This window comes from Microbacterium jepli (assembly GCF_047237905.1).
Classification (GTDB): Bacteria; Actinomycetota; Actinomycetes; order Actinomycetales; family Microbacteriaceae; genus Microbacterium.
Window position 1 is genome coordinate 2,572,495 of record NZ_JBDFLW010000005.1, and the last position, 23,785, is coordinate 2,596,279.

The following is a 23,785-nucleotide window of genomic DNA, read 5'->3' on the forward strand; positions in this document are numbered from 1 at the left end:
TGCGAGCCTACGCGGCGGAGGCGACGGGCTCGGCAGGCAGCCGCCAGTCGACCGGCTCGGCGCCCTGCTCGCCCAGCAGCGCGTTGGTGCGGGAGAACGGCGACGAGCCGAAGAACCCGCGACGGGCTGAGAGCGGCGACGGATGGGCGGATTCCACGATCGGCGTCGAGCCCAGCAGCGGACGGAGGTTCGCAGCATCCTTGCCCCACAGGATCGCGACGAGCGGCCGGTCGCGCGCCACCAGCGTGCGGATCGCGTGCTCGGTCACCTTCTCCCAGCCCCACCCGCGGTGGGACGCCGGCTGGCCCGGCGCGACGGTCAGCACGCGGTTGAGCAGCATGACGCCCTGATCGCTCCACGCCGACAGATCGCCGTGCCGCGCGGGCGCGATGCCCAGGTCGGATTCGAGCTCCTGGTAGATGTTCGCGAGACTCCGGGGCAGCGGACGCACATGCCCGTCGACGGCGAAGGAGAGGCCGATCGGATGCCCCGGCGTCGGGTACGGGTCCTGTCCGACGATGAGCACCCGCACGTCCTCCAGGGGCCGCTGGAACACCCGCAGCACGTTCTCGCCCGCGGGCAGGTAGTGCCTGCCCTCCGCGACCTCCGCCCGCAGGCGCTCGCCGAGGGCGGCGATGTCGGGCCCGACCGGGGCGAGCGCGTCGGCCCAGCCCTGGTCCATCCGGCCCGACGCGGCGAGCTCGGTCAGCGATAGCGCCACCGGCTCAGGCGCCGTTCGCCGACTCGTCCTGCACCGGACCGCGCGCCGACCAGGGGAAGTCGATCCACAGCGTCGTCTCGCGCCACGCGTAGTCGGGAGTGGCCACGGTGCCGGGCTTCGTGTAGATCGTCACCGAGCGCACGTCGGCGCCGGCATCGGCCAGCAGCTGCACCGCCAGCGCCAGCGTGCGGCCGCTGTCGGCGACGTCGTCCACCAGCAGCACGCGCCGCCCGTCGAGGTAGTCGAGGTCGAGGGTCGGGGGCAGCACCTCCGGCGCGTCCAGCACCTCGCCGATGCCGGTGTAGAACTCGACGTTCAAGGCGCCGCAGTTCTTCGCACCCAGCGCGTAGGCGATGGCCCCGCCGGGCAGCAGGCCGCCGCGCGCGATCGCCACCACCACCTCAGGCTCGAATCCGTCGGCCACGATCGAGCGGGCCAGATCACGGGCCGCCTCCCCGAAGCCGTCCCACGACAGCCGCTCTCGTTCCTCGGTCACGTAGACCCCTCTCTCCGTCCGACCAGCGTAGAGCCGCCCCGGTGTAGTCTCGCCGTCGTGTCCCGCGCCTCCGCCGCCGCCGACCGCCTCCGCGGGTCCGCCCTCGGCATCACGGCGGGGCTGATCGGCTGGTTCATCCTCGTCGAGCTGACCAGCGGCATCCTGCAGGGCTTCTACGTGCCGCTGTTCAGCGACATCGTCGCGCACCTGGGCGTGACCGACGCCGACGTCAACTGGTTCGAAGCCGCGCAGCTGCTGCTGTCGGCGCTCGTCGTGCCCGTGCTGGCGAAGCTCGGCGACATGTACGGCCACAAGAGGATCCTGCTGATCGCCGCGATCCTGACGGCAGGGGCGAGCTGGTGGCTCGTGTTCGCCGGATCGTTCTGGACCTTCCTCATCGCCTGGGCGCTGCAGGGGTTCTACGTGGTCTGGCTGCCCCTCGAGATCGCCCTCATCTTCGAGCGTGGCCGCGTGCAGGATCGCGGCGTCTCGCTGACCCGCCGTGCAGCCGGTCTCCTCGTCGTCGGCCTGCAGGCCGGCGCGATCATCGGCGCCCTGGCCGCGGGCCGCATCTTCGCCGCCACGGGCGACCTGACCGTCACGCTGATGATCCCGGCGATCGCCGTCACCCTGATCGCGGTGGTCATCTGGCTGGGTGTCCCGGAGTCCGAGCCGCTGCCCGGCCGGCGCCTCGACACGGGCGGCTTCGTGATCCTCGCGATGGGACTGCTGCTGATCACCAGCGCGCTGACGTTCCTCCGGCTGAACGGCCCGGGCTTCGTCTGGACCTGGGTGCTGCTTGCCGCCGGGCTGGCCGCTTTCGTCGTCTTCGTGCGCTACGAGCTGCGGCAGGACGATCCGGCCGTCGACGTGCGCGTGCTCGCGCGCCCCGAGATGTGGCCCGTGCAGGCCACGGCTTTCCTCGTCGGCATCAGCCTGCTGGGCGCGCAGGGGCCGCTGTCGACGTACGCGGGCACCGACTCCTCCCTGGGCTACGGACTGGGGCTGGATGCCACGGACCGCTCCAACGTCATCGGCGTCTACCTCGTCTCGCTCATCGTGGGCGCTGTGCTGTTCGCTGTCACCTCGCGCACGGGTAACCCACGCCTCATCCTCATCGGCGCGTCGGTCCTCGTCGGCGTCGGCTACCTCTTGTTCGTGCCGTTCCACCTGCAGCTGTGGCAGGTGCTGCTGAACCTCTCGATCGCCGGCCTCGGATCGGGCGCCCTCGTGGCGGCCCTGCCGTCCGCGGCGGCGGCCGCCGCACCGCGCGGTCAGACGGGCATCTCGTCGGCGCTGACGAACACCACCAAGACGATCGGCGGCACGTTCGCCTCGGCGATCTTCGGCGTCGTCCTGGCGGTGGGCGCGGGAACGGTCGCCAGCCAGACCGCGGCCTCGCTCGGCGGCTACATCACCGTGTGGGCCGTCTGCGCCGCCGGAGGATTCCTCGCCGCCGTGCTGCTGCTCTTCGTGCCGAAGGTCGCCTTCGGCGATGAAGCTCCGGATGCCGCGGCCACCGCCGATCCGGAGGGCACCGCCGGGCGGGCGCAGGTCCTCTGACCGCGGGCCGATGCAGCTCGAGCCGGCGTCAGAGGAGGTCGGCGACGAGCAGGGCCGCGAACACGAACACGGCGATGCCGAGCCACACCCAGGTCGCCGGGCTGAGCACGGTGCGGAGGCGACGACCCGCCGCCGCGACGCCGGCCACCTCGATGCCGGTCCCGACCTCACCGCCGGGATCGACGCGCTCGTCGCGCCAGCGCTCCCACTGCTGCACCTTCCCCGCGAAGGCGTTGGCGGCGGTGACCACCTCGACCCAGGAGCGGGCATCGGTGGTCACGACATCGCGGGAGCGCACCATGAGCAGCCGGTCGTCCACGATCTCGATGTCCAGCCGCCGGCGGCATCGATGGCGCGCGCCATCACGTCGGGCGTGAAGAGATACAGCGCATCGCGCTCGTAGCCGCGAGGGCAGTAGAGGGTGAAGTGCCGATCGAAGTCGCCCTCGAGCGACAGCCGCTGCGTGGCGTCCGGGACGGCGGCCGTCGACAGCGCACGGCTGCCGCGCGCGGTCGAGCGCAGCACGATGTGCGGCAGCGGGCGCCGCAGCGCCACCGCGATCCACCCTCCGAACTGGGTGCTGCTCGACGTCTCGTTGCCGTAGCGCAGCTCGTAGTCGGCCCACTCGATCGGACGACCGTCGGGGGTCCGTGCGCGCATGGCCCGGGCGATCGTGAGCAGCCCGCGCTCACGCCAGGCCCTCAGCTCGCCGGGGATCGGACCGGGGATGTAGGTCAGCCCGTTCTCCGCGGCGAAGCGCGCCAGGCGCCAGTGGCGCAGGGGCGTCTCCTTGCGGCGGGCCGTGCGGACCGAGGCCCACACGAGCACGACCAGCCCGATGAGCATCAGCAGCCCGAACGCGGCGATGCCCGTGGCCTGACCCACGACGTCGTCGCCGCCCTCCGCCACCGTCTCGCTGAAGCCGAAGGCGAGCGTGAGCACCCCGATGACGCTCGCCGCCGCGCCGACGCCGAGGATCACCCGTCGGACGGCGGGGACGGGCGTCGCGATCCACGGATGCGAGGCCGCGAACGCCACCCGGAAGCGCTTCAGCTCGGCGTGCCGCGGCCGGGCGGAGAGAGCCCCGACCTCGAGCACGCGTCCGCGCGACGGAGCGCCGAGCGGCTCGGCGGACGGTCCGCCCGGCACCGGCGGTCTCAGTCCTGTCCGCCGCGCACGCGGAGGGGTCCGCGAGCGAGCAGGTGCTGCGCCGACTGGGCGACGGGCCGCATGAGCACGAGATCGAGGTTGACGTGCCCCGGGGCGTTCACGGCGTAGGCGACGACGTCGGCGACGTCTTCGGCCAGCAGCGGGTTCTCGACGCCCTGATACACCCGCTCGGCCGCCTCCGCGTCGCCGCCGAGACGGTTGAGGGTGAACTCCTCGGTCTGCACCATTCCGGGGGCGATCTCGATGACGCGGATCGGCTCGCCGTTGAGCTCCTGGCGCAGCACCTGCGGGACCATCGACTCCGCGGCCTTGGCGGCGTTGTAGCCACCTCCGCCCGGATACGGGGTGGTGGCGGCCGTCGAGGTGAGGAAGACCGCGTCGGCGTGCCCGTTGACGGCTGCCGCGGCCCGCAGCTGAGGCATCAGCGCGGCGACGAGGCGCTGTGCGGCGAGCACGTTCACGTCGAACATCCACTGCCAATCCGCGACGGCACCGTCCTCGATGCGATCCGTGCCGCGTGCGCCACCCGCGACGTGGATGAGCGCATCGACGGAGCCGCTCTGCGCGAGCCATTCCGTCAGCGCATCGACGTCGGCCTGCTGGGTCAGGTCGGCGGCGAACACCTCGGCTCCGGTCTCGCCGGCGAGCTCCTCGAGGCGCGCGGCGCGACGGGCGACGCCCACGACGTCCCACCCGCTCGCGCGCAGCGCCCGCACGGTCGCCGCGCCGATCCCTGAACTCGCTCCGGTCACCACTGCGCGTCTGCTGGCCATGCGATCCACACTACCCAGGCGGGAGAAGGGCTCCAGGTTACGCAGCGTGTCCGTTCGCTTGTCGGCCGCACCGCGGCATCCGTACTCTCGCAGAAGCCGCGCGGCACCCGCTGCGCCTTCCGCACCCGTAGGAGGATGCCGTGACCGCTGCCGAGAACTGGCGCTTCGAGACCAAGCAGATCCACTCGGGCGCCGCGCCCGACCCGGTGACCAAGGCTCGCGCCACGCCGATCTACCAGACCACGTCGTACGTGTTCGACAACGCCGACCACGCCGCGAACCTGTTCGCGCTGGCGGAGTTCGGCAACATCTACACCCGCATCCAGAACCCGACCCAGGCGGTCGTGGAAGAGCGTGTCGCGGCGCTCGAGGGCGGGACCGGGGCGCTGCTGGTGGCGAGCGGCCAGGCGGCCGAGACCTTCGCGGTGCTCAACATCGCGGAGGCCGGCGATCACATCGTCTCGTCGAGCTCGATCTACGGCGGCACGTACAACCTCTTCAAGTACACGCTGAAGAAGCTCGGCATCGACGTCACCTTCGTCGAGAACCAGGACGACGCCGAGGAGTGGCGCGCGGCGGTCCGCCCGAACACCAAGCTCTTCTTCGCCGAGACCATCGGCAACCCGAAGATCAACATCCTCGACATCGGGCTCGTCGCCGACGTCGCGCACGAGTCGGGCGTCCCCCTGATCGTCGACAACACGATCGCGACCCCGTACCTGATCCGTCCGTTCGAGCACGGCGCCGATATCGTCGTGCACTCGGCCACCAAGTTCCTCGGCGGGCACGGCACCGTGATCGGCGGAGTGATCGTCGACGGCGGAACGTTCAAGTGGTCGGAGAACGTCGACCGTTTCCCCGGACTGACCGAGCCCGACCCCAGCTACCACGGCGCCTCGTACACGACCGCGGTCGGCGACGGTCTCGCCTACGTCATCAAGGCCCGCGTGCAGCTGCTGCGCGACCTGGGCGCCGCGATCTCGCCGCAGAGCGCCTGGCTGCTCATCCAGGGGATCGAGACCCTGTCGCTGCGCATCGAGCGGCACGTGCAGAACGCGCAGGAGATCGCCGAGTGGCTCGAGAACCGTGATGACGTCGCGTCGGTGAACTACTCGGGTCTGCCCACGTCCCCCTGGTACGCGGCGGCGAACAAGTACGCCCCGAAGGGCGTCGGCGCAGTGCTGTCGTTCGAGCTCAAGGGCGGGGTGCAGGCGGGCCGTGAGTTCGTCAACAGCCTGACGCTGTTCAGCCACCTCGCCAACATCGGCGACGTGCGCTCGCTCGTCATCCACCCCGCCTCGACCACGCACTCGCAGCTGACGCCCGAGCAGCAGCTCACCAGCGGCGTGACGCCCGGACTCGTGCGCCTGTCGCTCGGACTGGAGAACATCGACGACCTGAAGGCCGACCTCGAGCAGGCTCTGGCCGCCGCGCACCGCGTGACCGAGGCCGCGCGCGCCTGACCTGTCGACACACGGATGCCGCCGCCCCGACCGGGCGGCGGCATCCGTCGTTCTGCGGGCCGACGCCTCAGGCGCGCACCTTCGGACGCACATGTCCGAGGCCGCCGTCGACGCCGAGCACCTGACCGGTGATCCAGTCGTTGGCGGGATCGAGGAGGAAGACGACCGCGCGCGCCACGTCGTCCGGTTCGCCGAGCCGGCCCAGGGCGTGCATGTTCTCCGACACCCTGCGCGAGCCCTCGGTGGCCGTGAGGGCCGCCGTCAGGGGCGTCTGCGTGAGCCCGGGCGCGACGGCGTTGATCCGCAGGTTCTGCGAGGCGTAGCTCGCCGCGGACGACAGCGTCAGGCCGATCACACCGGCCTTTGCTGCAGCGATCGCGTCATGGTTCGGCAGCCCGGCCAGGGCGGCCGCCGACGAGACGAGCACGAGGGATCCACCCCCGCGCAGATGACGGCCGGCGGCCCGCACCGTGGCGAAGGCCGGAGTCAGCGACGCCGCGATCGTCTCGTCGTACTGCTCACGGGAGGTCAGGTGCGCGGGCTTGAGGATCATCGAGCCCGCGAAGGTGGCGATCCCGTCCAGCTCGCCGGCGTTCGAGACGGCGGCGTCGACGGCGTCGAAGTCGCTCGCGTCGAGGATCACGTCGGGGGTGATCGTCGAGGTGTCGCGGGCGGTCGTCACGACCTCGTGGCCGGCCTCGCGCAGCAGCGCACAGGTGGCCTGTCCGATCCCGCTGGACGCGGCGATGATGAGATAGCGGGCCATGGATCCTCCGTGTCGTGGGACTCCATTGTCATGCTCCCCGACCCGCCGGGGGCGGCAGCCGGCCTCTTCCGGCGGGCGTAGGGTGTGGCCATGTCGAACGTCGACTCGGCCGCCACTGAGCGTGTCTCCGCCGTGTACGACGACTTCGGGCGGCGCTGGGCGCACGGCACGTCGCCGCTGTACGAGGACTGGGCGTGCGGCATCGCGCGGCATCCGGACCTCTGCGCCCGGATCGCCGCGCTCCCGCGGCGTCTGCAGCAGCCGAACCTGCTGTTCGCGGCCTCGCGCTGGGCGGGGTGCGCGCTGGAGCCGTCGGAGTCGTGGATCCGCTGGCTGCGCTCCGCGTGGGACGACGTCATCGCGATCGCCACCGAGCGCAGCGTGCAGACCAACGAGCCCAACCGCTGCGCCACCCTGCTGCCGGTGCTGTCGCGCCTCGACGGACCCGTGGCCCTGCTCGAGACCGGCACCGCCGCGGGCCTCTGCCTCTTCCCCGATCACTACAGCGTCGACTACGCCGCCCCCTCCGGACCTCGCCGGGTCGACCCTCACGGCGGCGCCACGTCGTTCGCACTCGCCTGCGAGGTCGATGCCGACGCCTCCGTTCCCGAGCGGATGCCGGACGTCGTCTGGCGACGAGGCATCGACCTCGACCCGATCGACGCGACCGACGACGACGCCATCGCCTGGCTGGCGAACCTGGTCTGGCCGGGACCCGACCACGACGCCCGGGTCGAGCGCCTGCGCGGTGCGGCGGCGATCGTCGGTGCCGCGCCGCCCCGCATCGAGCCAGGCGACATCATCGACCTCGTCACTCCCGTCGCCGCGGAGGCGCCGCGCGAGGCCACACTGGTCATCTTCCACAGCGCCGTGCTGCTGTACCTCGACGCCGAGGCGCGCCGCCGTTTCGCCGACACGGTCATGGGCCTGAGCGCCCGGCTCGACCGTCCCGTGCTCTGGCTCTCGAACGAGACGGCCGGCACGCTGCCGGAGATCGACGCGCGCGTTCCGGCCGGCCTCGCCGTCGACCACCGCTTCGTGCAGACGGTCGACGCCGTGCCGGTCGCGCTGGCGGGCCAGCACGGAGCCGTCTACGAGACGTCGGCCTTCCGCGGCGCGTAACAGTCCGCCCGCCCTCCGCGCCGACCGGGAGAATGGCAGGCATGGACTGGCAGACCTCCGAAGAACCCGTGCCCTCGGCGCCGGTCACCGAGGCCGACGCGCGCCTGCTCCTCGGACGCCCCCCGGTGACGGGCGCGTGGCGCGACGGCGACCCGGTCGGCGAGCGCCGGTTCGCCGCATTCGGCGCCTTCGCGACGGAGGGCGGCGGCCGCCTCCCCGGCTTCCGCCTCGCCTACGAGACGTGGGGCGAGCTGAACGCCGCACGCGACAACGCCGTGCTCGTCCTGCACGCGCTGACCGGTGACAGCCATCTCCGCGGTCCGGCCGGGCCGGGGCATCCGACCGCCGGCTGGTGGGACGACATCGTCGGTCCCGGCGGTGCGATCGACACCGATCGGTGGTTCGTCGTGGCGCCGAACATGCTGGGCGGATGCCAGGGGTCGACCGGTCCGGCGAGCATTGCGCCCGACGGCTACGAGTGGGCCGCGCGGTTCCCCTACGTGACGATCCGCGACCAGGTCGCCGCCCAGGCCCTGCTGGCCGACGCTCTCGGCATCGGCACATGGGCCGCGGTCATCGGCGGCTCCATGGGCGGGATGCACGCCCTGGAGTGGGCGGTCGGGCACGCCGAACGCGTGCAGCGCGTCGGCATCCTGTCGGCCCCGCCGGTGAACACGGCCGATCAGATCGCACTCAACTCGGTGCAGCTGGCGGCGATCCAGGTCGACCCGCGCTTCCAGAACGGGCAGTACTACGACAGCGGCGACGGCGACGGGCCGCACCGGGGCCTCGCCCTCGCCCGGCGCATGGCCCTGCTCAACTACCGCAGCCCGACGGAGCTTAACCAGCGCTTCCAGCGCTCATGGCAGTCGGGCGTGAGTCCGCTCGGCCACGGCGGGCGCTTCGCGGTCGAGTCCTACCTCGACTTCCACGGCAACAAGTTCACCCGTCGGTTCGACGCGAACTCCTACATCCGCCTGGTGGAGGCGATGAACTCGCACGACGTCGGTCGCGACCGCGGCGGGGTGGAAGAGGCGCTGCGATCGGTGACCGCGACGGCGCTCGTGGTCGGCATCGACACCGACCGGCTCTTCCCGATCGACGGTCAGCACCGCATCGCGCGCTCGATCCCCGCCACCCTCGACGGGGAGCGGGCGGTGGTCCTGACGAGCGACTTCGGTCACGACGGCTTCCTCATCGAGACGGCAGCGGTCGGCGCTCACCTGCGGCGGCTGCTGGACGCCTGACCGGCGCGTCACTGCAGGGGTCCGCGGTGGCGAGGGTCGCCCGCAGGCGGCTGAGAGCAGTCCGGGTGACGGTCTTGACCGTTCCCAGCGGCGTGCCGGTGAGCGCGGCGATCTCGCTCTGGCTGCGGCCCTCGCTGTAGGCCAGGTGCAGGAACAGCCGCTCGCGCTCGGGGAGGATCTCGAGCGCCTGGCGCAGCCGTCGTGCGTCCTCGCGGTGCATGACAGACTCGCTGACGTCCTCGACCGGGCCGGCGAGATCGCGGACGCCGACGCGATGCTCGCGCTCGTGAAGGACGTGCCGGGCGCGCACCCCGTCGATGGCGCGCCGGTGGGCGATCGTCAGCGCCCAGGTGCTCGCCGAGCCGCGGGTCCGGTCGAAGGCGCCCGCCTTATTCCACACCTCCAGGAAGACGTCCTGGTGGATCTCCTCTGCGAGGGCGCGGTTGTTGATCACCCGCACGATGAGACCGAAGACCCGGGGCGCCAGCGCGTCGTAGACCTCGGTGAAGGCCGGGACGTCCCTGCGAGCCGTCCGCTCGATGAGGTCGGCGAGCTCCGCAGGGGGCACCTGCGCACGAGGGGTCCCCGGATGGAGGGCTGCCGCGGGGGTTCGGGTCACAGGGTCATCGTCGGGCCCGATCCACGCCGTCGCCGGGAGGCGGACTGCATCCCCCGGAAGGTTGTCGCAAAACGGTCCGCGTGGCGCCTATTCCGCGACCGATGTCGCAGAATCCCCGCTCGCGCCAGGACCGATCAGCTCGCCGATGAGCGTCTCGACGCGGGCGCGGATGTCGTCGCGGATGCGCCGGACGGTCTCGTGGTCCTGACCCGCGGGATCGTCGAGAGCCCAGTCCTCGTAGCGCTTGCCCGGGAAGATGGGGCAGGCGTCGCCGCAGCCCATCGTGATGACCACATCCGACTCCCGGACAGCGTCGACGGTGAGGAGCTTCGGAGTGCTGCCTGCGATGTCGATGCCCTCCTCGGCCATCACGGCGACAGCGACGGGGTTCAGCCGGTCCTTCGGCTCGGACCCGGCCGACAGCACGTCGATGCGATCCCCGGCGAGAGCCTCGAGATAGCCGGCGGCCATCTGGGAGCGTCCGGCGTTGTGCACGCAGACGAAGAGGACGGCGGGCCTGTCCGTCATGGCGCATCCTCTCCGGGCTCGGAACCGCGCGAGGTTCGCGCGCGGTCCAGGATCCCATGGATGACGGCGGTCTTGGCATCCGCGTAGGCGTTCATGTCGTCCCATTCCCGTTCGAGCAGGTCACGTTTCGTGCGCTCGTACAGCGCCCGGTCGTCCGCGTGCGCGCGAAGGCGATCGCGGAGGAGCAGGTACGCCTCCACGGCCGGGTCATCGGCTTCGTACACGTGCACATGGACGTCGCGCCCGGGTGTGCGTACGAGTCGGTGACCCGGCTCCCGCGCCCGCAGCACGTACCCCGCGGCGAGGAGCGCGGGAAGGTAGTCCTCCTCGGCGGTGATGTCCGCGACGCCGACCACGATGTCGACGATCGGCTTGGCCGCGAGACCGGGAACCGACGTCGAGCCGATGTGCTCGATCAGCACCGCCCGTTCGCCGAGCGCCTCCCGCAGGCGACGACGATGCTCGTCGAAGACGTCGCGCCACGCCGCGTCGGCGTCGTGCAGCGACACCGTCAGCTTCTCCACGCCGCCGACGAGTTCGAGGTCGCGGACGTCGGGGCGGCGAGGTGTGGAATGAGGCACGATCCATTCTCACCGCTTCCCCGGAGCGCGATGCTCGCCGGCACCACTGTGCTGAGATCAGCTGTGCGGCGCGGGCGGCTTCTCGCTGCGAGGGTCCGCCGCCTGCGGCACGTCGGGCGGCGTCGTCGACGGGGTGCGGCGCCGTTCGATCACCGGTGCTGCCACCGTGCGGGGCCGTCCATCCTTGCGTCGCGACATGCCTCCATTCTCCCGGTCGGAGGAAGGGAGGAGGGTCACGACCGGCGGATCCCGGACGCGGTCAGCGCGTCGTCGCGTCGGCTCAGCGGGTCGACAGGTACTCGTCGACGATGCCCTGCGGCACCCGTCCACGATCGCCCACCCGGTAGCCGCGGGCCTTGGCCCACTCCTGCAGGTCTTCGCGACGCCACGTTCCGACGGACGACGCACGCCGGCCGTCGGCAGCACCTTCACGGACGGCGTTCTCGATGAACGGTGCGAGCGCCTCCCGCAGACGGGCGAGGTTCACCTCCGACAGGTCGATCGAATACGACGCGCCCTCGAGGGCGAAGGTGACGGATCGGGCGCCGGGCGTCCCGTCGAGGTCGTCGGTGATCTGAGTGACCGTCCGCTGCACCATGCCCCCAGCCTATGGCGCCGGTTTGGCGGGCTCCCGCCGACAGGCCAGAATCGACCGGTGCTCGATGGTCCGCTGCTCGCCGATTGGCTCCCCGTGTCGGCGGGGGCGCTGATCTTCCTCCTCGTCGCCGCCGGCGTCGCGGGCTGGGTCGATGCGGTGGTCGGCGGCGGTGGACTGATCCAGCTGCCCGCCCTGGTCATCGCCGTCCCGCAGAACGTCTCGACGCCGTTCATCCTCGGCACGAACAAGATGTCGTCCTTCTTCGGCACGCTGTCGGCGAGTTGGGTGTATCTGCGGCGCATCCGCGTGCACCTCGCGCTGCTGGTGCCTCTCGTCATCGGCGCCTTCGCCGGGTCGGCCGTGGGAGCGGCGCTCTCGCGCTTCGTGCCGCGGGAGGTGCTCACGCCGATCGTGCTCGCAGCCGTCGTGGTGGTCGCCGTCTACACGCTCCTCAAGCCGCAGATGGGCCTGCACCATCAGCCGCGGCACACGCGCAACGCCTCGGTCGCCTGGCGCTCGGCGCTCATCGGCATCCTGGTCGGCTTCTACGACGGCATCCTCGGACCGGGCACCGGCTCGTTCTTCGTCATCCTCCTCGTCGGCGTGCTGGGATTCGGGTTCCTCCAGGCCAGCGTCAACGCGAAGATCGCCAATCTCACCACCAACCTCGCCGCGCTCGCGGTCTACGGCGTGCACGGCGAGATCATCCTGGTGCTCGGCATCGCCATGGCCGCGCTGAACATGACCGGGGGCTTCATCGGGGCACGCATGGCGACGCGCAACGGCAACCGCTTCGTGCGCATCGTGTTCCTCGTCGTACTCTCGCTGCTGATCGTCAAGCTCGCGTGGGACACGATCGCGCAGTTCACCGGCGCCTGAGCCTTCCGGCGCGCGGAACGCACCCCTACGCTCGACCCATGGACGGTCGGATCAGGCCGCTGACGCCGGAGACGTTCCCGGCGTGGCTGGCACTCGCGGAGAAGCACAACGGGGTGTGGGGCGGCTGCTACTGCTCCTACTTCCACGGCGACACCGAGCACACGGTCAAGGCGGACTACGACCGCAAGACGTTCAAACGGCGCCTCGTCGAGGAGGGGGTGGCCCATGCCGCGCTCGTCTTCGAGGGCGATACCGCGATCGCGTGGTGCGAGTACGGCAGCCCGGCCGAGCTGCCGGGCATCTACCACCGGAAGCAGTACGACGCCGGCGAGACCCGACCGGCTCTGTGGCGCATCACCTGCTTCTTCGTCGACCGCGACCACCGGCGCTCCGGCGTGGCGCGGGAGGCGCTGGACGGCGCGCTCGGCCTGATCGCCGAGGCCGGCGGCGGGGAGGTCGTGTCGTTCCCGAACGAGCCGAAGCCCGGCAAGCGCACCTCGTCGTCGTTCCTCCACAACGGTACGCGGACCATGTTCGAGAAAGCGGGCTTCACATTCGAGCGTCACATCGGCACGAGCAAGACGGTGATGCGCATCACCGTCCCACGCGCCGGCTGAACGCGTGACGGAGACTCCACAGCGGACCGGCGGTGTCGACCTCGCCGCCGGAGCGCCGGGCACCGCGCTGGCGGTCGTCGCGTGGTCGCCGGGGCGGGCGCGGCTGGAGAGTCTCGAGCTGAACGCCGACGACGAGCGGGTCGTCACGGCCACCGCTGATCTCGACCTGCTCGGCATCGACTGCGCGTTCGGCTGGCCCGACGAGTTCGTCGACTTCGTCGCCGCGCACGCCGCCGGCGACGCGACCCCCGACGGCGGCATCGACTGGCGCCGCACCCTGGCCTACCGCGAGACGGATCGTGCCGTGCACGCCGCGATCGGGCGCTGGCCGCTGAGCGTCTCCGCCGACCGGCTGGGTCTCACCGCTATGCGGTGCGCGGGACTGCTGGCCCGTCTCGCCGCGGGCGGCGTGCGGGTCGACGGGTCGGCGGAGGAGGGCCGGGTCGCGGAGGTGTACCCCGGCGCCACACTTCGGCTCTGGGGCTGGGACGTCCGCGGCTACCGGGTCGACGTCGACGTGCGGCGCCGCCTGCTCGCCCGGCTCGCCGCCGAGGCGCCGTGGCTCGAGCTCGGCGACCACCCGGAACTGATGACCAGGTCGTGCGACGCATTCGACGCCGTCATCGCCGCGCTGTCGGCTCGGGCAGCCCTCCTCCGCCACTACGCGCGCCCGAGCGCCGCGCAGGTCGACCGCGCCCGACGCGAGGGCTGGGTGGTCCTCCCGACCGGCCCGCTCGCCGATCTCGTCTCCTGAAGAGGTCGGATGCCGCGGCTACGCCGTGTGCTCGTAGGTCCAGGGCAGCGCGTCGACACGCAGACGGTGGCGCGCGGTGGTGGCCGCGGCATCCGCTCGCCTCGCCCCGTCCTCTGCATCGCCCGGCCAGACCAGCAGTGCACCGCCCTCGCGCACCTGGGTCGCGAAGTCCCGCACTCCGGCGACGCGCGCCTCCGAGAGAACGGCCTCGACGCTCGGCTGCGCGCTCAGACGCGCCAGAGTGACGAAGGTCGGCGGGAAGAGGGTCAGCTCGCCGTGACCGTGCCGTCGGAGCACATCGACCGGGCGCGCCCAGGCGGCCCCGACCGCCTCGTCCGGCTGCAGCCGCAGCTCGCCCCGCGGCGCGCAGCCGACGAAGAACCACGTGCGGAAGCGCACGGCGATGCCGGGCGGCGGATCCCACCGCGAGAGCGTGATCAGCTCGCCCACGTCGACCACGAGCCCGGTCTCCTCGGCGGTCTCGCGCACCGCCGCAACGCGCGCGACGGCCTCCTCCCCCGCGTCCTCCGCCTGCCCGGCGTCGGCCGGCTCTACCGCGCCGCCGGGGAACACCCAGGCGCCGGCGAACGTCCCGCGGCCGGGCCGCTGGATCAGCAGCACTTCCGGGCCTTCATCGGCGTCCCGCAGCAGCACCACGGTCGCGGCGACGCGGGCGGACGGATCTGCGACATCGTCTGCGGTACGCGCACGGGCTCCCGACAGTGCCCGCGCCAGGACGCCGCTCACGGCTGCGTCACCGTCGGGCGCGGACGCGCTCACGCGGGGGCGGAGGTGCCGTCGGCTTCGGTGATGGCGTCTTCGAGACGCTCGAGCTTCGCGTCGATCTCGCCGGTGTAGCCGGGTCGGATGTCGGCCTTCAGGACGAGCGAGACCCGCGAGCCGAACGCCTGCACGGCCTCGGTGGCGCGCTTCACGACGTCGAAGACCTCGTCCCACTCGCCCTCGAGCTCGGTGAACATCGAGGTCGTGCGATGCGGGAGTCCCGAGTCGCGCACGACACGGACCGCCGCCGCGACGGCGTCGTGCACCGACCCGTCGGCACTGCCGGTGCCGCTGGGAGCGACGGAGAAGGCGACGAGCATGGTGACCTCCGGGGGTGGATCAGGCGTTCTCGACGAGCTCGGGGACGGGAGCGGATGCCGCGCGCACCCGGGACGGACGCGCGAGCGTCGGCCACTCCAGCGGCGCGCGCACCGGCACGCGGACGAGGATGACCATCGTCCAGGCGAAGAGCGCCACGACGGCGAGGTTGCGCAGCGTCAGCGCCAGCGTCGGCAAGGCGTACGGGTAGGTCAGCATGAGGCCGTCGTACAGCAGCGGATAGACGATGAACGTCAGCAGCGCGGCGACGAGGCCCAGCACCGCGGGACGCGCCCAGCGCCGGCGGTCGATGACGAGGCCCATGACGAGCGGCGCGATCATCCACACCATGTACTGCGGCGAGCCGACCTTGTTGAAGACGATGAAGGCCAGCGCCAGCGCCAGCGAGAGCGCGGGGAAGAGCGCCGCGAACGACGCCTTGCGCAGCATCTTGTAGGCGCCGAGTCCGGCCACCGACAGCACCGCGAGCGCCAGCAGCGGCGTCATGATCGCGATGACCTCGTTCAGGAACGGACCGCTCACCTGGAACGTGAGCATGTCGGGGTCGTAGAAGACCGCGCTGTCGGGGAGCATGAAGACCGAGCGCCACAGGTAGGGCGTGCTGATGGGCGCCTCGATCTGCAGCCCGCGACCGGCCTGGTCGCCGACGAAGCCGAGCATGTTCGACGCCCCGCCGAGCACGGCCACGACGCCCGCGGTCACGGCGGAGACGGCGAGCGCGGCGCCGATGAGCGCGAAGCGACGGCGCACGGCGATGACCGCACCGGCGAGGATGGCCGCCGGCCACACCTTCATCCAGACGGCGATCGAGAGCAGGGTCGAGCCGAGCCAGGGGCGGCCCACCAGCCACAGGCAGCCCGCGAGCACCAGCGGCACCGTGAAGCCGTCCAGCCGGTAGAGGCCGACGGGGCCGAGCAGCAGGATGAACGCGAGCCAGAACCATGCGGCGGTCACACGCCCGCGCGAGCGGCCGCGGCCGACGAGGAGGGCGAAGGCCGCGGCATCCGCTAGCGTCACGAGGATCGCCCACGCCGGCGTGTAGCTCACGAGCCACGCGAGAGCGTGGGTCACGAGCATCGGGATGATCGCGAGCTGCGGGTAGACCCACGGCTCGTTGATGCCGACGAAGCCGACGTACTCGCGCACGGTGGTGAGGCCGTAGATGGTGGGATCGACGTAGCCGCCGTTCAGCCATGCCGCCGACCAGCGTTCGTAGACGAGGTAGACGTCGCCCATCGCCGCGTTGGGCAGCACCCAGCCGAGCCACGCGACGACCGCGTGCACGACCACGAACGCGATCCACAGAACAGCACGCCTCGACACAGGGGCAGTCTACGGGGGGCGTCCTCTCGACTCCCTGTGAGCGGACGCCGCCGTTCGAGCCTCACGCGACGGGATCGGAACGGTCGACCGAGGCCGCGCAGAGCCGCGTGCGACTACGCCGCGGCGAGCGCCGCGGCCACGGCGGCGGGGAGGTGCTCGGCGACGTCCAGGGCGGTGATCGGCCCGGAGCCGCTCGTCCCGGCCGCCGCGACGGCGGCCAGCGACGCGGCGTGCCCGTGGAGCCAGGCCCCCGTCGCGGCGACCCGGCCCAGCTCGTCCGGGCCGGCGTCCTCCCCCGCGGCCGCCGCAAGAGCTCCCACGACGCCGCCCAGCACATCGCCCGTGCCAGCCGTCGACAGCCACGGCGTGCCCGCCTGCACCCGCGTCGACCATCCGTCCGGGGTCGCGACGATCGTCACCGCACCCTTGAGGAGCACGACGGCGCCCAGCGCCGCCGCGGTCTCGGCCGCGGCATCCGCCCGCTCCTCCTCGACGGGTTGCGCGCTGAGGGCGGCGAGCCCGAGCGCCTCCCGCAGCCGCGCGTGCTCGCGGCCGTGCGGCGTCACGATGCGGGGCGCAGTGCCCGACGGCGCGAGGTCGAGCGCACCGGCGTCGACCACCACCGTGAGGTCGCCCGACAGGATGCCGCGGAGGGCCGCCGTCTCGTCGACGGCGCGGGACGCGGCATCCGTTCCCGACCCGATCAGCCACGCCTGCACCCGCCCGTCGGCAGTCACCGTCTCGGGGCGGCGCTGCAGGATGAGCGTGCTCGGGCGCTCCGGACCGAGGTAGCGCACCATGCCCGCACCCGTCCGCCAGGCAGCCTCGACGCCGAGGACGGCTGCCCCCGGATACTGCTCCGAGCCGGTGCGGACGCCCAGCACCCCTCGGGAATACTTGTCGTCGTCGTCGGTTGGCATCCGCAGGACGCGTCCGGCGTCCTGCGCGGTCCATCGCTCGGGCATGCCCCACGATAACCCCGCCGAAAGCCCCCGAATCCGATCGGACCCCTTCCCGTGAGCGCTCTCTTCACCCCCCTCGATCTGCGCGGCCTGACCGCGCGCAACCGCCTCTGGGTGGCTCCGATGTGCCAGTACAGCGCCGTCGACGGCGTGCCGCAGGAGTGGCACCACACGCACCTCGCGCAGTTCGCCTCCGGCGGGGCCGGCCTGGTCATCGCCGAGGCCACGGCGGTCTCACCCGAGGGACGCATCTCCCCCGAGGACGTCGGCATCTGGAACGACGAGCAGGTGGAGGCGTGGAAGCCGATCGTCGCGGCGATCCGCAGCCGCGGAGCCCTCGCCGGCGTGCAGCTGGCCCACGCGGGACGCAAGGCCTCGACGTGGTCGCCGTTCTCCGGTCGGCACGGCTCCGTGTCAGCGGACGACGGCGGCTGGGAGACCGTCGCTCCGTCGGCGGTCGCGTTCGAGGGCTACGCGGAACCCGTCGCCCTCGACATCGCCGGCATCGACGAGGTCGTGTCCGACTTCGTCGCCGCGGCGCTGCGGGCGCTCGAGGCGGGCTTCGAGGTGCTCGAGATCCATGCCGCGCACGGCTACCTCGTGCACCAGTTCCTCTCGCCGCTGTCCAATCAGCGCGACGACGAGTACGGCGGGTCGCTCGAGAACCGCGCGCGCCTGGTGCTGCGGATCGTCCGGGAGATCCGGGATGCCGCACCCGACGTCCCGCTCCTGGTGCGGTTCTCCGCCACCGACTGGGCCGAGGGCGGCCTCGACGTCGACGAGACGGCGATCGTCGCCGGCTGGTCGCGCGACGCGGGAGCCGACCTGTTCGACATCTCCAGCGGCGGCCTCGTCCGGCACCAGCGGATCGAGGTGTTCCCGGGCTACCAGGTGGGGCTGGCGACCGAGGTGCGCGAGACGTCCGACGTGCCCGCCGCCGCCGTCGGCCTCATAACCGAGGCCGCGCAGGCCGAGCAGATCGTGGCCAGCGGCCAGGCCGACGCGGTGCTGGCCGGGCGCGAGTGGCTGCGCGACCCGCACTTCGCCCTCCGCGCCGCGACCGAGCTGGGCGTCGAGATCGACTACTGGCCCGCGCAGTACCTCCGCGCGCGCCCCTGAGCGGCGCCAGGTCCCGGCCCGCGCAGTACCTCCGCGCGCGCCCCTGAGCGGCGGCAGGCCCCCGGCCCGCGCCCTTACCTGACCCGCGCCTTCACCTGACGCGCGCCCCCACCTGACGCAAAGTGCTGCTGCCGCGCGCCCGCGGCCGCAACACGCGTCAGGTGAAGGACGCAGCCCTCACCGCCCGCGGCGGGTGGCGTCCTGCACCTCGCCGACGAGCTCCTCGATGATGTCCTCGAGGAACAGCACACCGGTCACCCGGCCGTCGAGGTCGCGCACCTGCGCGAGGTGACGCCCGGCGCGCCGCATGAGGGCGAGCGCGTCCTCGAGGTCGGTGGTCTCCACCACCGGCACCATATGGTGGATCCGCTTGGCCGGCAACGGGCGGGCGACGTCGGTCGCGGCATCCGGTCCCTCCGCGGCCCGCAGGATGTCCTTCAGGTGCACGTAGCCGACGGGAAGGCCCTCGGCGTCGACGATCACGTACCGCGAGAAGCCGTGCTTGGCGACGGCGCGCTCGATCTCCTCGGGCGTCGTGCGCTCGGGGAGGGTGACGAGGCCCGCGAGCGGCACCGCGACATCCATCGCCTTCTTGTCGGTGAACTCCAGCGCGGCCGAGAGGGCGCCCGAGGAGTCGTCCAGCACGCCCTCGATGCGCGACTGGTTCACGATCGTGGCGACCTCGTCGAGCGTGAAGGTCGAGGCGGCCTCGTCTTTCGGCTCGACGCGGAACAGGCGCACGACGTGGTTGGCGATCCAGTTCAGCGTGACGATCACGGGGTGGAAGACCTTCGACACCCACACCAGCGGCGTCGCGAGCATGAGCACGGCGCGGTCGGGCAGCGAGAACGCGAGGTTCTTCGGCACCATCTCGCCGAACACAACGTGCAGGTACGACACGAGCAGCAGGGTGATGACGAACCCGGCGACGCTCACGGCCTCCTCCGAGATGCCGGTGAGACCCAGCGGCACCTCGAGCAGGTGATGGATCGCCGGCTCGGAGACGTTCAGGATCAGCAGCGAGCAGATCGTGATGCCCAGCTGGCTGGTGGCCAGCATGAGCGTCGCGTGCTCCATGGCGTAGAGCGCGGTCTTCGCCGATCGCGACCCGCGCTCGGCGAGCGGCTCGATCTGCGACCGCCGCGCGGAGATGACGGCGAACTCGGCGCCGACGAAGAAGGCGTTGAACGCCAGCAGCACGAACAGCCACGCGATTCCGGCCCAGTCGTTCATCGACGCTCACCTCCGCCCGCGGCCTCGGCGTTCTCCGTGTCGTCCGGCACGACGGCGGGCACGAACTTCACCCGGTCCACGCGTCGTCCGTCCATGCGCTGCACTTCGATGGTCCCGTCGTCGGTGACGAGCGTGTCGCCGGGCACGGGGATCCGCTCCAGCACGCTCATGATGTAGCCGCCCACGGTGTCGTAGACGTCGCCCTCCGGGATGCGGATGCCGGTGCGGTCCCTCAGTTCATCGGGTCGCAGTTCGCCCGGGAACAGCACGCCGTCCTTGACGCGGGCGATGCCGGCCTTGCGGCGGTCGTGCTCGTCGAGCACTTCGCCGACGATCTCCTCGACGAGGTCCTCGAGCGTCACGACGCCGGCCGTGCCGCCGTACTCGTCGACGACGATCGCCATCTGGTAGCCGCGGGCGCGGAGCTCCGCCATCAGCGTGTCCAGGTGCACGGCCTCCGGCACGCGCAGGGGCTCGCTGGCCAGGGCGGCGGCGGGCACGTCGGCGCGGCGGTCGCGCGGCACGCCGACGGCGGCCTTCAGGTGCACGATGCCGGTGATGTCGTCCATCGACTCCTCGTACACGGGGAACCGGCTGTGACCGGTGCGCCGGGCGAGCTGGATGACGTCCTCGGCGCTGTCGTCCGCCGACAGGGCGTGGATGCTGGGCCTCGGCGTCATCACGTCGGCCGAGGTGAGGCGGGCGAAGGTCAGGGTGCGGTCCAGGAGCGAGGCGGTGTCCTCCTCGAGGACGCCGGCGCTGGCGGAGCGACGGACGAGGCTCGACAGCTCCTCCGCCGTGCGGGCGCCCGACAGCTCCTCCTTGGGCTCGACGCCCATGAGGCGCAGGACGCCGTTGGCGCTGCCGTTGAGCAGGGCGATCGCCGGCCGGAAGACCGTGGTGAACGCGACCTGGAACGGCATGACGAGCTTGCCCGTCTGGCGGGGGATCGCGAGCGCGAAGTTCTTCGGCACCAGCTCGCCCAGGATCATCGACAGCACGGTCGCGACGCCGACGCCGAGCACCACGGCGAAAGGCGACGCGAAGCCCTCGGGCAGACCCCACGCCGCGAAGACCGGTCGCAGCAGGTTCGAGATCGCCGGCTCCATCGTGTAACCGGTGAGGAGCGTCGTCAGCGTGATGCCCAGCTGCGCGCTGGAGAGGTGCGTCGAGGTGATGCGCAGGGCGCTGATCGTCAGCGCGAGCCGGGACTCCCCCGCCGCCTGGCGGGCCTCGAGGTCGGCACGGTCGAGGTTGACCAGCGCGAACTCGCTCGCGACGAACAGGCCGGTCCCGACCGTGAGCAGAAGCCCCACGCCCAGCATGACGTAATCCATCACGCGTCACCTTCCGCTGTCGGAGGTGCGGGAACGCGGGGCGCGGGTCTACTGGGAGGGTCGTCCATCGTCCCGCCAGTCTACGGCCTGCGCGCCGCCCGCCTCCGGTGGCCGCGGGCGGCGGCGGCTGAGGGGGGAAGATGGGCGCATGCCCGATCGAGAGCAGTGGAACGACCGCGCCGCCGCCGCCGAGCACGCCGTGCTGGAACGCTTCGGCAGGCATGCGGCAGGCGTCGCGTGGGCGCGGCCGCGCTGGCCTGCCCGCGGCGGACTGCGCGGACCCCTCGACGAGCTCGCCGTGTGGCACTACTGGTGGCACGCGCACCTCATCGACTGCGCCGGCGACGCCGCCCTGCACCGGCCCTCCCCCGCCCGCGATCGGCGGCTGCGCATGCTCGCCCGCACGGTTCGCCTGCGCACCGCCGGCCGGTGGGTGAACCGCTTCTACGACGACATCGCCTGGATGGGCCTCGCCCTCCAGCGCACTGCGCCCGAGCGACGCCGCCGCCCCGTGCGCCGCATCTCGCGTCGCCTCGCGCACGGCGTGGACCCGGCGGTCGGCGCACTCCCCTGGCACGTCGGCAGCTCGCTCTACAACGCGCCGGCCAACGGTCCGGCCGCCATCCTCCTCGCGCGCACGGGCGACGCGACCCAGGCGGCGCAGCTCGAGGACTGGATGCTGCGGCAGCTGACCGACGAGACGTCCGGGCTCGTGCGCGACGGCGTGGAGGGCGGCGTCGTGCGCGACACGCTCTACACCTACAACCAGGGCGTCGCGCTCGGCGCGCAGCTCGCGCTGGCGTCCGACTCCGACCCGTCGCGGGCCGACGCGGCGGCCGCGCTCGTCCGCGCGATCACCGCCTGGTGCGAGCCGGACGGGCTGCTCCCCACCGCGGGCGGCGGGGACGGAGGCCTGTTCGCCGGCATCCTGTGCCGCTATCTGGCAGAGGCGGCGGTGCGGCTCGCGGACCGTGCGGAGACGGCGGATGCCGCGGCATCCGCCCGTCGCCTCGTGCTGGCCGAAGCGCGCGCCCTGTGGGACGGACGCCTGGTGATCGACGGACGGCCGCTGTTCTCCGCCGACCCGCGTCGCGGCGCCGTCGCGCCCTCCGGTCGGGACGCCGCGCCGCGCGCCGCGGTGGGCGGCGCCACCGACGGCGGCAGCGAGCCCGACGGCGATCTGTCGGTGCAGCTCGGCGCGTGGATGACGCTGGAGGCCGCGGTCACCGTGACGAGCTGACGGCCCCGCGCATCACCAGCTGACCGGGAGCGCCTTGCCCTCCTCGTAGCCGGCAGCCGACTGACGGCCGACGCGCGCCCGTTCGTGGAACTCCGGCACGCTCGACGCGCCCGCGTACGTGAAGGAGGAGCGCACTCCCGACGTGATCATGTCGAGGAGGTCCTCCAGCCCGGGCCGCAGCGGGTCGAGGTAGATCTTCGACGACGAGATCCCCTCGGCGAAGAGCTCCTTGCGGGCGAGGTCGTAGGGGTCGAGGCGGCCGAAGCGCTCGTGCACGGCCTTCGAGGAGGCCATGCCCCACGACTCCTTGTAGGGGCGGCCCGCCTCGTCGACCCGGAGTTCGCCCGGCGACTCGATGGTGCCGGCGAACCAGGAGCCGATCATGACCGATGCCGCGCCTGCCGCCAGGGCGAGCGCGACGTCGCGCGGGTAGCGCACGCCGCCGTCCGCCCAGACGTGGGCGCCCATGATGCGGGCGGCCTCGGCCGTCTCGAGCACGGCGGAGAACTGCGGGCGGCCGACGGCCGTCATCATGCGCGTGGTGCACATGGCGCCCGGGCCGACGCCGACTTTCAGGATGTCGGCGCCCGCGCGCACCAGATCGTGCACCCCTTCGGCGGTGACGATGTTGCCTGCGGCGATCGGGATGCCGAGGTCGAGGGCGGCGACCTCGGCGAGCGCCCGCAGCATTCCCTCCTGGTGCCCGTGCGCCGTGTCGACGACGAGCACGTCGACGCCGGCCGCGGCCAGCGCCTTCGCCTTGCCCTGCACGTCGCCGTTGATGCCGACCGCCGCGGCCACGACCAGACGGCCCGACGCGTCGACGGCGGGGGTGTACAGGGTCGAGCGCAGGGCGCTCCGGCGCGAGAGGGTGCCGACGACGAAGCCGTGGTGCAGCACGCACACGGTCTCGGCGTCGGCGGCGACGAGCAGGTCGAAGGCGTGGCGGGGGCTGCCGACGTCCTCGGCGTCGATCGACGGCGTCGCGCCGCGGACGAGGTCGCCGAGCCGCGCGTCAGGGAGGGCCGTGCCGAGCCGGGATGCCGGGACCACGCCCTGCACGTCGCCGATCGAGAGGCGGCCGCCGGTGGACGCCGCGACGACGATGCCGTGGCCCTCGGTGGCGGGGAGGAGGCGTCCGGCGTCGGCGACGGTGGCGTCGGGTGCGAGCACGAGCGGCGTGTCCCACGGCACGGGCTGCTCCTTCACCCACCGGATCGCGGCATCCAGCTCCTGCAGCGGCATGTCCTGCGGCAGCACGCCCAGGCCGCCCCGGCGGGCGAGGGTCGCGGCCAGCCGCGGACCCGTGACGGAGTTCATGTTCGACGAGACGAGCGGCAGCGTCGCCGTCGTGCCGTCGCGCGGGGCGAGGTCGACGTCGAGCCTGCTGGTGACGGCCGATCGTCGCGGCACCAGGAAGACATCCGAGTAGGTCAGGTCGACGTCGGGCCGGTCTCCGTAGAACTCCACCCCTCCAAGGTAACCATTCGGGATCAGCCGCGCCCCTGGGTTGGCTGACGACCGCTGTCGGCACAGGGATCTGGGATAGGCT

General features: G+C 72.4%; 27 protein-coding genes. 9 read left to right on the forward strand and 18 right to left on the reverse strand.

Translation table 11 applies throughout. From position 1 onward, the window contains the following. Positions 1 to 7: 7 nt before the first annotated feature. Entirely contained in the window at positions 8 to 721 is a 714-nt protein-coding gene (locus ABC304_RS16495; RefSeq protein ID WP_412932427.1) for a uracil-DNA glycosylase, read from the reverse strand. Between the two features lie 4 nt (positions 722 to 725). After that, positions 726 to 1,217 carry a phosphoribosyltransferase gene (locus tag ABC304_RS16500; protein WP_412932429.1) on the reverse strand — a complete coding sequence of 164 codons (492 nt, stop codon included), beginning with the start codon at positions 1,215 to 1,217 and terminating at the stop codon, positions 726 to 728. Positions 1,218 to 1,274: 57 nt separating this feature from the next. On the opposite strand from ABC304_RS16500, the gene ABC304_RS16505 reads away from it, so the two are divergent. Further along, positions 1,275 to 2,780 (forward strand): MFS transporter, encoded by a 1,506-nt coding sequence (locus tag ABC304_RS16505; RefSeq protein WP_412932431.1) that lies wholly within the window; start codon positions 1,275 to 1,277, stop codon positions 2,778 to 2,780. Positions 2,781 to 2,808: 28 nt separating this feature from the next. Here the strand turns inward: ABC304_RS16505 and ABC304_RS16510 are convergent, their stop codons facing one another. Genes ABC304_RS16510 through ABC304_RS16520 form a run of 3 tightly spaced genes read right to left on the reverse strand, consistent with a single transcriptional unit; the run spans position 2,809 to position 4,723 of the window. Continuing rightward, positions 2,809 to 3,060 (reverse strand): hypothetical protein, encoded by a 252-nt coding sequence (locus ABC304_RS16510; RefSeq protein WP_412932433.1) that lies wholly within the window; start codon positions 3,058 to 3,060, stop codon positions 2,809 to 2,811. Next, on the reverse strand, positions 3,057 to 3,929 hold the full coding sequence (locus tag ABC304_RS16515; protein WP_412932435.1) for a hypothetical protein: 873 nt from the start codon (positions 3,927 to 3,929) through the stop codon (positions 3,057 to 3,059). Before ABC304_RS16515 ends, ABC304_RS16510 begins: the two co-directional genes overlap by 4 nt. A gap of 8 nt (positions 3,930 to 3,937) precedes the next feature. Beyond that, positions 3,938 to 4,723: an SDR family oxidoreductase gene (locus ABC304_RS16520; RefSeq protein ID WP_412932437.1), complete on the reverse strand. Its 786-nt coding sequence runs from the start codon at positions 4,721 to 4,723 to the stop codon at positions 3,938 to 3,940. Positions 4,724 to 4,863: 140 nt separating this feature from the next. Between ABC304_RS16520 and ABC304_RS16525 the strand changes: the two genes are divergently transcribed. Beyond that, complete coding sequence (locus ABC304_RS16525) at positions 4,864 to 6,186, forward strand: bifunctional o-acetylhomoserine/o-acetylserine sulfhydrylase (protein ID WP_412932439.1); 1,323 nt, start codon at positions 4,864 to 4,866, stop codon at positions 6,184 to 6,186. Positions 6,187 to 6,253: 67 nt separating this feature from the next. Here the strand turns inward: ABC304_RS16525 and ABC304_RS16530 are convergent, their stop codons facing one another. After that, positions 6,254 to 6,952, reverse strand: coding sequence for an SDR family NAD(P)-dependent oxidoreductase (locus tag ABC304_RS16530; RefSeq protein ID WP_412932441.1), 699 nt, complete (start codon positions 6,950 to 6,952; stop codon positions 6,254 to 6,256). Between the two features lie 90 nt (positions 6,953 to 7,042). Here ABC304_RS16530 and ABC304_RS16535 point away from each other — a divergent pair, with 90 nt between their 5' ends. Together ABC304_RS16535 and metX are read left to right on the forward strand one after the other, a co-directional pair. After that, complete coding sequence (locus ABC304_RS16535) at positions 7,043 to 8,074, forward strand: DUF2332 domain-containing protein (RefSeq protein ID WP_412932443.1); 1,032 nt, start codon at positions 7,043 to 7,045, stop codon at positions 8,072 to 8,074. Between the two features lie 41 nt (positions 8,075 to 8,115). Continuing rightward, positions 8,116 to 9,321: a homoserine O-acetyltransferase MetX gene (metX, locus tag ABC304_RS16540; RefSeq protein ID WP_412932445.1), complete on the forward strand. Its 1,206-nt coding sequence runs from the start codon at positions 8,116 to 8,118 to the stop codon at positions 9,319 to 9,321. Here metX and ABC304_RS16545 read toward each other — a convergent pair. The 5 genes from ABC304_RS16545 to ABC304_RS16565 form a co-directional block, all read right to left on the reverse strand. Continuing rightward, positions 9,269 to 9,940, reverse strand: a complete 672-nt coding sequence (locus tag ABC304_RS16545; RefSeq protein WP_412932446.1) for a sigma-70 family RNA polymerase sigma factor — start codon at positions 9,938 to 9,940, stop codon at positions 9,269 to 9,271. The genes metX and ABC304_RS16545 overlap by 53 nt on opposite strands. Positions 9,941 to 10,027: 87 nt before the next feature. Further along, complete coding sequence (locus ABC304_RS16550) at positions 10,028 to 10,468, reverse strand: arsenate reductase ArsC (protein ID WP_412932447.1); 441 nt, start codon at positions 10,466 to 10,468, stop codon at positions 10,028 to 10,030. Then, complete coding sequence (locus ABC304_RS16555; RefSeq protein ID WP_412932449.1) at positions 10,465 to 11,049, reverse strand: GrpB family protein; 585 nt, start codon at positions 11,047 to 11,049, stop codon at positions 10,465 to 10,467. Before ABC304_RS16555 ends, ABC304_RS16550 begins: the two co-directional genes overlap by 4 nt. A gap of 57 nt (positions 11,050 to 11,106) precedes the next feature. Next, positions 11,107 to 11,247: a hypothetical protein gene (locus ABC304_RS16560; protein WP_412932451.1), complete on the reverse strand. Its 141-nt coding sequence runs from the start codon at positions 11,245 to 11,247 to the stop codon at positions 11,107 to 11,109. Between the two features lie 82 nt (positions 11,248 to 11,329). Further along, entirely contained in the window at positions 11,330 to 11,647 is a 318-nt protein-coding gene (locus ABC304_RS16565; RefSeq protein ID WP_412932452.1) for a histone-like nucleoid-structuring protein Lsr2, read from the reverse strand. A 57-nt stretch (positions 11,648 to 11,704) separates the two neighbouring features. On the opposite strand from ABC304_RS16565, the gene ABC304_RS16570 reads away from it, so the two are divergent. The 3 genes from ABC304_RS16570 to ABC304_RS16580 are packed head-to-tail and all read left to right on the forward strand — an operon-like array spanning position 11,705 to position 13,897. Beyond that, the gene (locus ABC304_RS16570; RefSeq protein WP_412932454.1) at positions 11,705 to 12,526 is read left to right on the forward strand and encodes a sulfite exporter TauE/SafE family protein; all 822 of its coding nucleotides are present in this window, start codon (positions 11,705 to 11,707) and stop codon (positions 12,524 to 12,526) included. A gap of 38 nt (positions 12,527 to 12,564) precedes the next feature. Next, positions 12,565 to 13,143, forward strand: a complete 579-nt coding sequence (locus tag ABC304_RS16575) for a GNAT family N-acetyltransferase (protein WP_412932456.1) — start codon at positions 12,565 to 12,567, stop codon at positions 13,141 to 13,143. Between the two features lie 4 nt (positions 13,144 to 13,147). Then, positions 13,148 to 13,897 (forward strand): DUF429 domain-containing protein, encoded by a 750-nt coding sequence (locus ABC304_RS16580; RefSeq protein ID WP_412932458.1) that lies wholly within the window; start codon positions 13,148 to 13,150, stop codon positions 13,895 to 13,897. An 18-nt stretch (positions 13,898 to 13,915) separates the two neighbouring features. On the opposite strand, the gene ABC304_RS16585 is transcribed toward ABC304_RS16580, so the two are convergent. From ABC304_RS16585 to ABC304_RS16600, 4 genes are all read right to left on the reverse strand, one after another. Continuing rightward, positions 13,916 to 14,644 (reverse strand): NUDIX hydrolase, encoded by a 729-nt coding sequence (locus tag ABC304_RS16585; RefSeq protein WP_412932459.1) that lies wholly within the window; start codon positions 14,642 to 14,644, stop codon positions 13,916 to 13,918. A gap of 29 nt (positions 14,645 to 14,673) precedes the next feature. Then, entirely contained in the window at positions 14,674 to 15,000 is a 327-nt protein-coding gene (locus ABC304_RS16590; protein WP_412932460.1) for a thiamine-binding protein, read from the reverse strand. 19 nt (positions 15,001 to 15,019) lie between these two features. Continuing rightward, positions 15,020 to 16,342, reverse strand: coding sequence for a glycosyltransferase 87 family protein (locus ABC304_RS16595; RefSeq protein ID WP_412932461.1), 1,323 nt, complete (start codon positions 16,340 to 16,342; stop codon positions 15,020 to 15,022). A gap of 113 nt (positions 16,343 to 16,455) precedes the next feature. Then, positions 16,456 to 17,307, reverse strand: a complete 852-nt coding sequence (locus tag ABC304_RS16600) for an ADP-dependent NAD(P)H-hydrate dehydratase (RefSeq protein WP_412932463.1) — start codon at positions 17,305 to 17,307, stop codon at positions 16,456 to 16,458. A gap of 51 nt (positions 17,308 to 17,358) precedes the next feature. Between ABC304_RS16600 and ABC304_RS16605 the strand changes: the two genes are divergently transcribed. Next, entirely contained in the window at positions 17,359 to 18,423 is a 1,065-nt protein-coding gene (locus ABC304_RS16605) for an NADH:flavin oxidoreductase/NADH oxidase (RefSeq protein ID WP_412932464.1), read from the forward strand. 177 nt (positions 18,424 to 18,600) lie between these two features. Here ABC304_RS16605 and ABC304_RS16610 read toward each other — a convergent pair whose 3' ends face one another. Together ABC304_RS16610 and ABC304_RS16615 are read right to left on the reverse strand one after the other, a co-directional pair. Further along, a complete protein-coding gene (locus ABC304_RS16610; RefSeq protein ID WP_412932466.1) occupies positions 18,601 to 19,656 on the reverse strand; it encodes a hemolysin family protein in 1,056 nt (351 codons plus the stop codon). Then, a complete protein-coding gene (locus ABC304_RS16615) occupies positions 19,653 to 20,993 on the reverse strand; it encodes a hemolysin family protein (RefSeq protein WP_412932987.1) in 1,341 nt (446 codons plus the stop codon). Before ABC304_RS16615 ends, ABC304_RS16610 begins: the two co-directional genes overlap by 4 nt. A gap of 148 nt (positions 20,994 to 21,141) precedes the next feature. Here ABC304_RS16615 and ABC304_RS16620 point away from each other — a divergent pair, with 148 nt between their 5' ends. Further along, positions 21,142 to 22,233 carry a glycoside hydrolase family 76 protein gene (locus ABC304_RS16620; protein ID WP_412932467.1) on the forward strand — a complete coding sequence of 364 codons (1,092 nt, stop codon included), beginning with the start codon at positions 21,142 to 21,144 and terminating at the stop codon, positions 22,231 to 22,233. 12 nt (positions 22,234 to 22,245) lie between these two features. Here the strand turns inward: ABC304_RS16620 and guaB1 are convergent, their stop codons facing one another. Then, positions 22,246 to 23,703, reverse strand: coding sequence for a GMP reductase (gene guaB1 / locus ABC304_RS16625; protein WP_412932468.1), 1,458 nt, complete (start codon positions 23,701 to 23,703; stop codon positions 22,246 to 22,248). Positions 23,704 to 23,785: the final 82 nt, after the last annotated feature.